This is a genomic window from Pseudobdellovibrionaceae bacterium (genome assembly GCA_023898385.1).
In the GTDB taxonomy this organism is placed as follows: Bacteria; Bdellovibrionota; Bdellovibrionia; order Bdellovibrionales; family UBA1609.
The window spans coordinates 2,544,970-2,557,984 of sequence record CP060220.1; the positions used below are offsets into that span (position 1 = coordinate 2,544,970).

General features: G+C 43.0%; 11 protein-coding genes. 3 read left to right on the top strand and 8 right to left on the bottom strand.

All coding sequences use genetic code 11. The features are described 5' to 3' along the window. Genes H6626_11595 through H6626_11605 form a run of 3 tightly spaced genes read left to right on the top strand, consistent with a single transcriptional unit; the run spans position 1 to position 3,298 of the window. Positions 1-948: a peptidylprolyl isomerase gene (locus H6626_11595; GenBank protein ID USN46837.1), complete on the top strand. Its 948-nt coding sequence runs from the start codon at positions 1-3 to the stop codon at positions 946-948. Next, complete coding sequence (locus H6626_11600) at positions 945-1,931, top strand: 4-hydroxythreonine-4-phosphate dehydrogenase PdxA (GenBank protein ID USN46838.1); 987 nt, start codon at positions 945-947, stop codon at positions 1,929-1,931. The genes H6626_11595 and H6626_11600 overlap by 4 nt, the downstream gene beginning before the upstream one ends. A 2-nt stretch (positions 1,932-1,933) precedes the next feature. Then, on the top strand, positions 1,934-3,298 hold the full coding sequence (locus H6626_11605) for a phosphomannomutase/phosphoglucomutase (protein USN49017.1): 1,365 nt from the start codon (positions 1,934-1,936) through the stop codon (positions 3,296-3,298). Here H6626_11605 and H6626_11610 read toward each other — a convergent pair. The 8 genes from H6626_11610 to gyrB form a co-directional block, all read right to left on the bottom strand. After that, complete coding sequence (locus tag H6626_11610) at positions 3,295-5,454, bottom strand: hypothetical protein (protein ID USN46839.1); 2,160 nt, start codon at positions 5,452-5,454, stop codon at positions 3,295-3,297. The two genes, H6626_11605 and H6626_11610, sit on opposite strands and share 4 nt — an antisense overlap. Positions 5,455-5,657: 203 nt before the next feature. Then, a complete protein-coding gene (locus tag H6626_11615) occupies positions 5,658-5,993 on the bottom strand; it encodes an ATP synthase F0 subunit C (protein ID USN46840.1) in 336 nt (111 codons plus the stop codon). 18 nt (positions 5,994-6,011) lie between these two features. Continuing rightward, positions 6,012-6,698: a F0F1 ATP synthase subunit A gene (atpB, locus tag H6626_11620; GenBank protein USN49018.1), complete on the bottom strand. Its 687-nt coding sequence runs from the start codon at positions 6,696-6,698 to the stop codon at positions 6,012-6,014. 11 nt (positions 6,699-6,709) lie between these two features. Next, a complete protein-coding gene (locus tag H6626_11625; protein USN46841.1) occupies positions 6,710-6,913 on the bottom strand; it encodes a hypothetical protein in 204 nt (67 codons plus the stop codon). Between the two features lie 149 nt (positions 6,914-7,062). Beyond that, positions 7,063-7,302, bottom strand: coding sequence for a hypothetical protein (locus H6626_11630; protein ID USN46842.1), 240 nt, complete (start codon positions 7,300-7,302; stop codon positions 7,063-7,065). A gap of 12 nt (positions 7,303-7,314) precedes the next feature. Next, positions 7,315-8,139 carry a tetratricopeptide repeat protein gene (locus H6626_11635; GenBank protein USN46843.1) on the bottom strand — a complete coding sequence of 275 codons (825 nt, stop codon included), beginning with the start codon at positions 8,137-8,139 and terminating at the stop codon, positions 7,315-7,317. Then, positions 8,120-10,558 (bottom strand): DNA gyrase subunit A, encoded by a 2,439-nt coding sequence (gene gyrA, locus H6626_11640; protein ID USN49019.1) that lies wholly within the window; start codon positions 10,556-10,558, stop codon positions 8,120-8,122. The genes H6626_11635 and gyrA overlap by 20 nt, the downstream gene beginning before the upstream one ends. A 26-nt stretch (positions 10,559-10,584) precedes the next feature. Then, positions 10,585-13,011, bottom strand: coding sequence for a DNA topoisomerase (ATP-hydrolyzing) subunit B (gyrB, locus tag H6626_11645; GenBank protein ID USN49020.1), 2,427 nt, complete (start codon positions 13,009-13,011; stop codon positions 10,585-10,587). Positions 13,012-13,015: the final 4 nt, after the last annotated feature.

A 13,015-nucleotide genomic window follows, 5' to 3' on the forward strand; every position in this document is an offset into this window, starting at 1 on the left:
TTGAAGTTTTTTGTTTTTTTTATTTGTATTAATTTTTTACTCGTTCAACTGAGCTATGCAAAAATCGTCGAGCGAATCGTTGCAATAGTGAATCAAGAGATTATCACCTTATCGGACATTGAAGATTTTCAAAGCCGTCTCAAAAAAGGAGGGCTCGTTGACCAAGCACTATTGAAATCGGTTGATAAAAACAAGATATTGGCCAACAAAGAAGCCCTTGTTGAACAACTTATTAATGAACGCATAGTAGATTCTGAAATCAAAAGACTCGAGTTGACCGTACCCATCGAACGGGTGGAACAAGAAATTCGTAGCATTACGCGACGAAATGGAATCTCCCGAGACCAGCTAAAAACCAAACTTGAGCAAGAGGGGCTAAAATTCTCCGAGTATCAGGACTTTGTAAAATCAAGTCTAGAGCGAAGATCCCTCATTGAACGTGAAGTCTCGTCAAAAATAAAAATCTCTGACGAAGATGTGGCCAATTTTTATGTGCAAAACTCTACAAACAAAGACACATTGACTTTTAAATATACAATTTCACACATTCTCTTTAAACCTGATTCTCAAGGCGCAGAGCGAGCTGAAAAAGTCTCAAAAAAAATTCAATCCGGTGCGACTTTTGAATCTATGGCTTCTCAATTTAGTGAGGATCCAAATTTTTCACAAGGCGGCCTACTTGGGACCTTTGCGCTCAACGAACTGAGTAGTGAGTTTCAACAAGCCATTAAGCTTTTAGCTGAAAACGACGTCACTTCCGTGGTGAAATCTCCTATGGGTTTTCACATCATTAAAGTTAACAAAAAGGTCTTAGCGCCAGATCCTCATTTTGAATCGAATAAAGAGCAGTTACGGGAATCTCTCTTTGCCCAAGAGTTTGATAAGCAGTTCGCAAATTGGCTTGAACAGAAACGACAAGAATCCTTTATCCGTATCAATGAGCCATGACCTCTGCATCGTTAATTCGTTTATGTCTCACAACCGGAGATAAAGACGGGATCGGCCTAGAGGTCACAGCCAAAGCACTACAATCGATAGGACCTCAAAGTGGAGTTCAATTTTTTCTTTGGCGATCACCCGAATCAAACGTTCATGATTTAGATTTGATTGATTCTCGATTTGACCGTCTTACCGTAAACAGCTGGCCAGAAGCACTTTCAATTGATATGCCCTATGGCAACGGATTGGTGGATATCTGCTCAGACCTATCGCCTCCTGAATGGGTCGAAATCTCCGCCAAATCGGCTATGTTCGGACAAATCCACGGTATTGTCACCGCCCCCATGTCAAAAGTGACCATACAAGAATCTGGGTTCAAACAGATTGGCCACACCGAAATATTAGCAAAGGTCACCAAGTCAAAATTTCTATTTATGGCGTTTGTGGGCGACCAATTTAATGTGTTACTGGCCACCTCACATATTCCAATAAAAGACGTGGCTAAGGCATTAACATTCGAACAGCTGGAGGCTGCCCTAACCGCATCTAACACGTTGCGGAGCTGGTTACCGTCACCCAACAACCGTAAACCTCTGGCTGTGCTGGGCCTAAACCCTCATGCTGGGGAAAATGGAATTATCGGCGATGAAGAAAGTGTTATAAATTCTGTGATCAATGAATTCTTAAAGCGAAATATTCCTGTCGTTGGCCCTTTGGTGCCTGATGCCGCGTTTTTCAAACAGAATTGGACAAAGTATGCTGTTTTTGTTTGTCCCTATCACGATCAGGGCCTGATCCCATTCAAAATGATCCATGGACAAGAGTCTGGCGTGCATATTACCATGGGCTTACCTTTCGTGCGGACCAGTGTGGATCATGGTACAGCTAAAGATATTTTTGGTCTAAACAAAGCTGATTCTAGGTCTATGGCGTTAGCCATTCAATGGGCCATTGATTTGATTCATCGGCGAAAAACAGGAGCGACCCCATGAAAATGAATTCAGTAATTTTTCGCGAATACGACATTAGAGGCGTTGTAGACCAAGATTTTGATGTTGAATTTGCTACCTTGTTAGGACGCGCTCTGGTCACCCTAATCCACCAAGAGCTTGAAATATCGAAACCAACCCTAACTATAGGACATGATGCAAGAGTCTCGAGTCCCAGCATAGTCGATGCATTGGTTAAGGGCATTACTTCGAGCGGTGGTAATGTTTTAAGGCTGGGACTTGTCACTACTCCTATCTGTTATTTTTCCACTTTTACGTGGCCCAATGTCAACGGTGCCTTCATGGTCACCGGCAGTCACAATCCGCCTGAATATAATGGTTTTAAGATTTCAGTTGGGCCTTCAACGATCTTTGGAGAAAAAATTAAACGTCTCGAAACTATAATTAACAACGGTGAGTTCTTTGAAGGGCACGGTTCTGATGAGACCATCGATATTTTTCCGAGTTATTTGGCTAGATATCGACAGGAGTTTGGAGCCCTACCAAACACCAAGGTGGTGCTCGACTGTGGGAATGGAACTGCAGGCTGTGTGGCCCGAGACTTATTTGCTGCTGTAGGGCTCGATCCTATTATATTGTTTGAAGACCCAGATGGAACTTTTCCCAATCATCATCCCGACCCCACCGTCGAAGAGAATTTAGAAGACCTAAAAATGGCAGTAAAAGAGCACTCAGCAGTGGTCGGTATTGGATTTGATGGCGACACCGATCGAATTGGTGTTGTTGACGAAAATGGCAAAATGATTCTAGGCGATGAACTCATTGCTATTTGGAGCCGATATGTTTTAAAAGAAAATCCTGGTGCCAAAATTATTGGTGACGTCAAATGTTCAGACCGCCTATTTGCTGATATTGAACGCCATGGCGGAATACCCATTATGTGGAAAACTGGCCACAGTCTTGTAAAACAAAAAATAAAAGACGAAAAATCTCCGTTTGGTGGCGAGATGAGTGGACATGTGTTTTTTGCCGACCGAAACTACGGCTACGATGATGCTCTGTATGCGGGACTTCGACTTGTGGAGATCTTAGCAAAAACAGGCAAAAAAATGAGTGAACTTTTGTCTGATTTTCCACCAGCATTTAACACTCCTGAGCTTCGAATAGATACTACAGAAGAAAAAAAGCACCAAATCGTCGATAAGCTAATAGAAGTTTTTGGGGATAAGGGTGACGACTATACGGTTAACCGAATAGATGGCCTTAGAATTAGTTTTGAAAATGGTTGGGCGTTGGCTCGTCCGTCAAACACCCAGCCCGTGCTTGTTTTAAGGTTTGAATCTAATTCTGAAGACGGCCTAAACGATATAAAAAAGCGAATTTATGATATCGTAGACCCTATGCTCTAGGCTGCCGGGTCTTCCGTCTTTGATGACACCGTCTTTGCGAACAATATCCGCTTAATGAAAGCGGCCGTCATTTTATCTTTTTCAGTTTGAGAAAAGAGGAGTTCTTTTTCTGCGGTTTTTAGTTTTTCAACCTGCCGCTCATTTAAACTGTGCCCTTTGGTCACGTAGTGCAAAAGTTTGTTATTTGCTGACATGTATAAGAACAAATCACAAGGCACTTCTAAATTTGCATGCATATCCCTGTAAGAAAGTTCAGAGCGATCAACAAATATTGTGCTCGACTTGAAGCGCGGAAGTTCTTCGGAGCTTTTAAAGAAGGTGGCTAACACCTCTCCACGTTTATGCTTTTGTTTACAATGAAAATCTGTATTTAGTTTTGCCCATTCTTCAATTGGAAGATTTCCACAGCTTATCTCTACACCTTTAGACATTTTTCCTTGTGACAAAAATTTGTCTAACTCTTGTTTGATATTAACATCAAATTTTTTGAAAAGTTCGGTTTGGCTGTCCCCCTCTTCTGAGGTGGAGACCACGATAAACCCACTCAACTCTTCAGACAAAACGGAGATCACATAGACATCTGTGGCCACAACTAAGTGCTTTGTTTGCGAACTTGGTCGGTCAACGGCATTTTTTAATGCTGCCTCTATGGCCCCTTCTATCCCCGTTTTTTGTTGAGCCTCTGTCACCTTGAGGTCAGCAGCAGCCCTGGGGCTGGCCCCTTCCTGTTCACTATCTGACTCTAAATCCATTTGCATTGATCTTCCAGCCGAAGCCTCTTCGACAGAAGTTGTTTCTGTCGTGTCATCCATAATTTCAGACATCAGGCTTCTAAGATCCTCATCGGAATCTTTTTCGAGGCGAGGCGCCTGCAATGAGGCCACATCATGTTTCTGATTTTTGCCTGGCAGTGGATTAGACTTGCTGGATAGGATTGACGGTTCATTTCTCCCTTCGTCTATTTGTGTTCCCACTTTGTCGCCTGACGATTTAGATCTCGCTGATTCAATATTTGATATGACTCCAGGTTGAATGACGTCACTGCCTTTGTTATCTGCCTCTGGCAATCCAGTTGCCGGCGTGCCGGCTGTGCCTTGAGGCCCTTTTTGTACATAGGCTCCTTTGGTGACCGGGTCAGCTCCCTTCTGAACTATGGCTCCTTCTGTGTTTGACTCGGTGGGATTAGTCGTTAAATTGCCTTTTTGTTTTTTTGCACCTCGATTTAAAAGCAAATCGTTTGATTCGGTTTCGGATTCAACGATATTCAACCCAGACTTTTTTCGCTTTTTACCTTTTTGAACGATAGTGGCTGAACGATTACCGTAGCCTTTTGCTAAGCTGGAGCCCGCTTCGGGCATTGCAGAGCCTGGTTGCGTCAAGTGTGTTGCGTTTTTCTTGTCGTCCCCTTCTTCCGCAACTGATAGGGCCGTCATGTTTTGTTTTGAGGTGGGATTACCTGTGATAATCGTCGTTTTAGATTTTTTCTTTTTCTCCACCCCGACTACATTAGTGGGTGTTTTAATGGTTTCTGGATCATCATTGACCTGTTTAAGCACTTGATCGATTCGTTCTAAAATTCTTCGCTCCTTTTCCCGCTCGGCGGCCGATTTCTTTTTCGAAGCTCCAAGCCGCCGTTGACGTAGCGTGGGAATTGTCTCGTCACCCGAGGATGCATTTTGATGAGCCTCTGTCACCGGCACATCTGCCGGTGCAGCCTCTGTAACCTGTGGCGTTTCGAATCGTTCTTTGAGAATTTGAAGGATTTTTCGGTGAAGCGTTGGACCACTTATGGGGTTTAGAATTTTGTGGTCAGCCCGAGTTTTGTTGATTTTATCGACGGTTTGAATATCTAGAACCTCCCCAAAGGCCACGGTTTCTAGATTAAACGTTTGGGCCAAAAAGACTGGCAAAACGGCTAATTTAGGATTCGGATGATTGGCGCTGACCAACACATAATCATATTTGTCTTTTGCCAAATGTTTGATGGCTTGATCGATTCGATCAACAACATGAGTTGGCCACCCTCGTCGATTAAGAAAGTTTGAAACCACAGCCATACGACTCTTGTCTTTACAAATAATGAGCACCTTAACGATCATGTCGTCAACATTGACCGTTTCTTGGTTGGAAAATGAGTTGTTCGATGAATCTGTCATCTAACCCCTGTGACTGGCCCGTTCTTCAAAAGTTATTTTAGTCGTTCCAAAAAGTCTCTTTTGCACAAACATATATCGGCACTATTTTGAAAAAATATTAGGATTTATAGGGTGTTATCTGGAATTTGTGGTTTTTTTTGGGCAAAAAAAAGCCCATGAACCTCTTCGGCTCACAGGCTATTTTCTCGACTTTGGTCAATTTCTCAGATTTTACCAACAATCATAAATGCAATTACAAGCACATAAATGACCAGTGATTCAATAAGCGCTAGACCAACGATCATAGGCACAAACATAGATTTTTGAGCCTGTGGGTTACGGGCAATGCCGTCCATTGCAGCAGCACCGATTTTACCTTGACCCAATGCTCCGCCGATGGCTGCCATACCTAGGCCTATGCCGGCTGCGATGGCAAAAAGAGCTGAGTTACCCATAGTTTCCGCCAACAACTGGGCACTCTGAGATAGCTCCCCTTCAGCAGCAAATGCTGGCACTGATGCTAATAATGTTAAGAGGCTAAGTAGTTTGGCCTTTTTCATCTATTTCTCCCTTAGTGTTTAATGATCATGTGATATTGCTAAAGATACGTAAATCATCGTAAGCAACGTGAAAACAAATGCCTGCATAAAACAGACAAAAAGACCTAGGCAATAAAAAATGACCGGTAGACCATAGGGCACTAAATCAAGAAAGATCCCTAATACGGTATGGTCACCCATCATGTTACCCTGTAAGCGGAGTCCCAAGCTGGCGGGTCGCACAAAGTGAGAGATTAACTCGATGATCAACATTAATGGAGCCAACGGCAACAAGGGCCCCAAAAACTGCTTCAAATAGCCAATGCCATGTTCTTTAAAGCCATAATAGTTGTAGGCTAAAAATGCAAATAACCCCAACCCCAGAGTCGTATTGAGATTGTCTGTGGCCGGTGTCATTCCCGGAATTAGTCCCACGATATTGTTAAAGAGGAGAAAGAAAAACAAGGCGCCAAAGAGAGGTACAAACTTACGACCCTCTTCACCGATCACCATGTCTGTAAGGCCCACAATAAATTCAGTAAGAACCTCGAAAAAACCCTTCAGTGAAAATCGGTCTGCAGGCAGCACAGCCGTTTCGCCACCGCCTAGTGCCATTTTACCTAAAACACTCAAGCCCACCAAAACAGTGCCCGCACCCGCGGCCGTGGCCACGTGTATGTAGTCGTGGCCTACTTCTGGAATTAACTGGGTCCAATTAAAATGAATCATTCGCTAAACTACCAATTGAGTTGATTGTTTTGCCCGTTTTGCCAAATGGCAAACAACAGAACTGTCGGCAAAAGAGTCGAAACTCCCACAACAAACCACACACCATCAACCCAAGCTTTTGTGATGACAATGTAAATGATTGTACCGAAAATCGCGTACTTAAATACAATGACACTTACAGCTAAGGCAATTAGTTTTTTGGATAATATCAAGTGCCAAGCCCATGTTAAAAGGACAAGGCTCACTGTCACCAAAACTGCTCCCACTGCGGCAGACATTGATTGATGCGCCGCCTTAACGAATCCGATTCCTGTCACAACCAAAGCAGAAACCGCTATTTGGAGGAGAAACAGCTTCCCTATCAATTTGATCCCTTTGGTGAAGTGTCACTAGTCTGGTCATCATCGTCGTCCATAAACCGCTTTAGTAGTATTATAAGGTGGTAAAACCAACCTATCATACACGTAATCACCATTCCGCTTACGCCGTAACCAGGCCACCCAAAATGGCGATCAAGCACCTGTCCCACGTGCAAGCCTCCAATTATAACGGCTCCCAACTCAAAACCCATTCCGACGAAAACCAGTCCCTTGCTCTTCATTTTCCTCTCTTACTACTTGCGAAGACCTCGTGATCCAGGTTGATTGGATTTCCTCTCCCGCAGTCTTTTAATTTTAAAATCCAAAAGATCAGCTTCATTGGCAAACGGCTTAAACCCTTCTAAAAGGGCTATCGCCTTATCAAACTGACTTTTCTCCTCATAGCACACCACTAGATTCATTGGCACATTTTGCGCCCGAGCCTGCTCTGGATAATCTGCCATTAACTCTTCATATTTCACAATGGCCTTGTCCAATTCCTTGTTTGTGAAATGAATTGTTGCGAGCAATAATTTGCCAGTAAATTTTTGATCTTCTGACAGATTTTGTTTTAGTAAATTGAGCACTTCTACTTCTGCTTGATAGAACTTGCTCATGTAGAAATACGCTTTTGCTATGTTCATGCGGTAACCCACTTTGTTGCCAGGGTCTTCGCGAACAGCCAGTAACTTATTATATTCTATTATTGCTTGTTGATAGTCTGAGAGTTTTTCAAAATACAATGCCGCCAGATCTCTTTGAGCTTTTAATCTATCATCCTGATCAGTTGCGTTTAAAATCAAAAACTTCAGGTAACCAATTGATTTCTGGTAATCTTTTATTTCGTGCATGGACAAATGGGCCGCCAGTCGCCCGGCCTCTATCCCTAAAGAACTTTCTGGCGCCCGCTGAATTATGCGGTCGTAGTGTGACAACGCCTTTTCAAAGTCTTGTTCCTTCCTGGCTTTCTCGCCCCGTTCAAACTCATTTTTTAAAAATGAACCCTGACAGCCAACAATAAACAACAGACTGATTATGGCAAAGACGCTGTTCGTAAGACTACTCCTCTGCGCCTTCATCGTCCTCTTCATTAAACACAGCTACACCAGTGACATGCTCGCCTGGCTTCAAGTTAATGAGGCGAACACCTTGTGTGTTTCGTCCTACCGTAGAGATGTCTGAAGCCTTCATTCGGATGGCCTGTCCCTCATTGGTCGTCACTAAAACGTCGTCGGTCTCTTTCACCATTTTAGCACCAACTACTTCACCAACTTTGCTTGTGATTTTTTGGGTAATAATACCGACTCCACCTCGACTTTGCGTGCGATACTCAGACAACGGCGTTCTCTTTCCATAACCACCTTGAGTCACTATCAGAATCGTATCATCACATCCCTTGGGAACAGCCTCCATGCCAACTACTCGATCATCTTTACCTAAAGTGATTGCTTTAACACCACGAGCTGCTCGGCCCATAGATCTAACATCGCCTTGGTTGAATCGAATAGACATACCCTGACGGGTAGCAATAAAAATATCGCCCTGGTCTCCGCCTATTTTCGCATCCATTAGATTGTCATCAAGATCTATCGTTAAAGCTATCAAACCTGATGGGCGAGGTCGATTGAACGCGTCTAACCGAGTTCGCTTTATAATACCTTGTTCCGTTATCATGATTACATGAGAAGTATTGTCGAATTTTTCTACCGGCAAAAATGCCCGTATTTTCTCACCACTCGACGTATTTACCACATTGGCTATCGCTCGACCCTTGGAGATTCTACTTGCCAACGGAATTCGATGTACTTTCAGCCAGTATAATTTACCTCGATCAGAAATAGACAAAATCGTAGTCAACGTATCGGCCGCAAAAATTCGCCACACATAGTCTTCTTCTCGAGCGCCAGATCCTTTTACTCCTTTGCCTCCTCGTTTTTGCACACGATACTGGTCACGCGGAGTTCTTTTGATATATCCATTATTTGTAATGGAAACGATCACTTCTTCTCGAGAAATCAGGTCCTCGTCGTCCATCTCTTCGCTGTCTGATTCTATTTTCGTTCGTCTCGCATCAGAGTAGTTGGCCCGGATCTCCGTCAACTCCTGAGTAATGATTTTGTAAACCTCACGCACATCGGCCAAGACCATTTTGAGCCATTCAATCCGCTCAAGAATATCTTTAAGCTCGTTTAAAACCTTTTCTCGCTCAAGGCCCGTCAAGCGTTGCAACCGCATTTCCAAAATTGCCTGAGCTTGACGATCAGAAAAATCAAATTCCGTCATTAAGTTCTGTTTGGCAATCGGTGCTTCTTTTGATCCCTTGATAGTTTTAATGATAGCATCTATTTGATCGAGGGCCTTTTTTAACCCCTCCAAAATGTGAGCTCTAGCTTCTGCCTTTTTCAAATCAAAAATACATCGTCGAGTGACCACATCTTTACGATGTTCAATAAAGGCCTCTAGCATGGATTTTAAATCCCATGTTCGTGGCTGATTTCGAGAATCTAGTGCCAGCATAATAATACCAAAACTAGTTTGCATTTGAGTGTATTTATACAGGCGATTTAAAATGACCTGGGCATTCTCTCCCTTTTTCAAGAGAACTACTATTCTCATGCCTTCACGAGAAGATTCGTCTCTGATATCTGAGATTCCCTCAACTCGCTTGTCTTTCACAAGATTGGCCATACTCTCGATAAGCCGGGCTTTATTTACTTGGTAGGGAATTTCTGAGATGACAATCATCTCTCGATCTTTAACAGGCACGACTTCGCTGACGGCCCTCAATGTGATGACGCCTCTGCCCTTCTTGTATGCAGAGATAATTCCTTTTGTACCCGTGACTACGCCTGCCGTTGGAAAATCTGGGCCCGGTATAATTTCTATTAATTTATCGAGTTTAATGTCGGGATCTTCAATGATCGCCAAACACCCATCAATGACTTCACCTAGATTATGTGGCGGTATATTTGTAGCCATTCCCACCGCAATACCTGAGCTACCATTCACCAAAAGATTTGGAAATTTTGCCGGCAACATCAATGGTATCATCAACGAGTCGTCGTAGTTAGGTCCCCAAGCGACTGTCTCTTTTTCAATATCTTCCAAGAGTTCTTCAGCCATCTTAGTCATCCGAACTTCGGTATAACGTTGCGCCGCCGGCGAGTCGCCGTCTATAGAACCGAAGTTACCTTGACCATCTACCAAAGGATATCTCAACGAAAAATCTTGGGCCATTCGAACGATGGTATCGTAAACGGCCACATCTCCGTGGGGGTGATATTTACCAATCACATCCCCCACCACACGTGCTGATTTTTTATATGGTTTGTTGTGTACGTTATTTAAATCGTACATCGCATAGAGAACACGCCGATGAACTGGCTTTAAACCATCACGAACATCCGGTAGAGCTCGACCAACTATAACGCTCATCGAATACTGGAGATACGCTTCCCGCATCTCCTTGTTAATATCGACGTTCGTTATTCCACTCATTTCACCTGTTTCCATATTCAAACCTTTTATACATCCAGTTCGCCAGCCAACAAGGCGTTGTCTTCAATAAATTTCCTTCGTGGCTCTACCAAATCGCCCATCAACACACTAAAAGTTTCATCTGCTGACATAGCATCTTCAACCGTTACACGAAGCAGGCTTCGGTTTTCTGGATTTAGCGTTGTCTCCCACAACTGCTCAGGGTTCATCTCACCCAACCCCTTATATCGCTGTACGTAGATGCCTTTTTTACTCGATTCCATAATGTAATTGTAAAAATCCATGTAGGATGAATATTCCGTAGGATCTTCGCCCTCCATCGTCATTTTTATGGGCAGGGCAGCAACTTCATTTAGCGATGTCCATAATTTTTTTAATTCTTTCCACTCCGATGACTCAGAAAACGATTGAGTCACTACTGTTAAAAACTTGTGACCAAATTTGGTCGTAGTGATGTGGAGTTGAAAAGAGTCGTATTCTTCATCTTTTTTTACCTCATACTGAACACCTGATACGCCACACAAGGGATAGCGTTTGACCCATTCAGAAAAAGCTTTGGCAGATTTTTCAGCTTGGTCCTTGTTTTTCAGTAGGATGGATAAAGATTCTTCATAGCCCAGGTAGAACGTGAGCACTTCACTCTCAAATCGATTTGCCAGTGCCTTTCGAAGATCCTCCAGATACAGTATGTTACTTATAAATTTCTTTAGGTCTTCTTCTTTTGTACCTGGCTGCAAATTTTCTATTTGGATTTTTGATAAACTGAGATCTAGTAAGTAGCTCAACAAATTCTTTTCATCTTTAAGATAAACCTCATCTTTACCTCTTTTGGCCCTATACAGCGGTGGTTGAGCCACATACACATAGCCTCTTTCGATAATCTGTGGCATTTGCCGATAAAAAAATGTCAACAAAAGCGTTCGGATGTGTGATCCATCCACGTCCGCATCCGTCATGATAATAATCTTGTGATAACGAATCTTATCAGGATTAATATTGTCTTTTCCTATGCCCGTTCCTAGTGCGCTAATGATCGTTTTGATTTCTTCATTAGATAACATCTTGTCAAATCGCGCTTTTTCCACGTTTAGTATTTTACCTCTAAGTGGAAGAACAGCTTGTGTCCGACGATCTCGAGCCTGCTTTGCTGAACCACCAGCAGAATCTCCCTCGACCAAATACAATTCAGAAAGTGATGGGTCTCTTTCTTGGCAATCGGCCATTTTACCTGGAAGACTGCCACTATCTAAAGCCGTTTTTCTTCGAGTCATGTCTCGAGCTTTACGGGCTGCGATTCTCGCTCTCGCTGCATCCACACACTTGCCAATAATCTGTTTGGCTGGGCCTGGGTTTCTATCAAACCAATCTGCCAACTTTTCGTTTACTAGTGTTTCAACTACACTCTTAACCTCTGTATTCCCGAGTTTGGTCTTAGTTTGGCCTTCAAATTGAGGCTCTATGACTTTGACACTTACCACTGCGGCTAAACCCTCTCGTATATCATCGCCATCTAAATTGCTTTTTAGATCTTTAAGAAGGTTGTTATTCTGAGCGTATGAATTTGTCGTGCGAGTCAAAGCGGCACGAAACCCTACTAGATGAGTGCCGCCTTCTACTGTATTAATGTTGTTACAGTAGCTATAAACTGATTCAGAGAATGAGTCGTTCCACTGCATAGCGACCTCTGCCTCTACGCCGTCTTTTTCACCTTTGAAAAATACTACATCAGTATGCACCGTCTTTTTTGATTCATTCATGTGAGAGACGAATTCCACTATGCCTTTTGCATATTGAAAATCCTCTTTTTTCTCTGTTCTTTCATCAGTGAGAGATATGTGCAAACCCGCATTCAGAAAAGCTAACTCTCTAAACCTCTTCGACAGTGTGCTAAATTCAAATTTACAATTGGGATCTTTGAATATTTCTGTATCTGGTTTAAAAGTTGTTTTTGTTCCTGTTTTATCGGTGTCGCCTACTTTCTCTAAGGGCCCCATAGGAACACCCTGTTCATAAGATTGGCGATAAATGTGGCCGGCTCTTTTAACTTCCACGGTACAGCTACTAGATAGAGCATTGACCACAGAGGCTCCTACACCGTGTAAACCACCTGATACTTTGTATGTCTCACTGTCAAATTTGCCACCAGCATGCAATACAGTCATAACCACTTCTAGCGCTGACTTGCCATTGGCATGAGCATCGACCGGTATTCCCCGCCCATCGTCTTCAACTGTGATTGAACCATTTGCATGTATATTTACTTTTATGTGTTTACAGAATCCTGCTAAGGCTTCATCGATAGAGTTGTCCACCACCTCTGTTACTAGGTGGTGATATCCTCGCATTCCTGTGTCGCCTATATACATACCTGGACGCTTACGTACAGCTTCTAGGCCTTCTAGAACTTGAATTGATCCAGCATCATAACTTCTCTCTTGGCTTTTTTCAGTCACTACA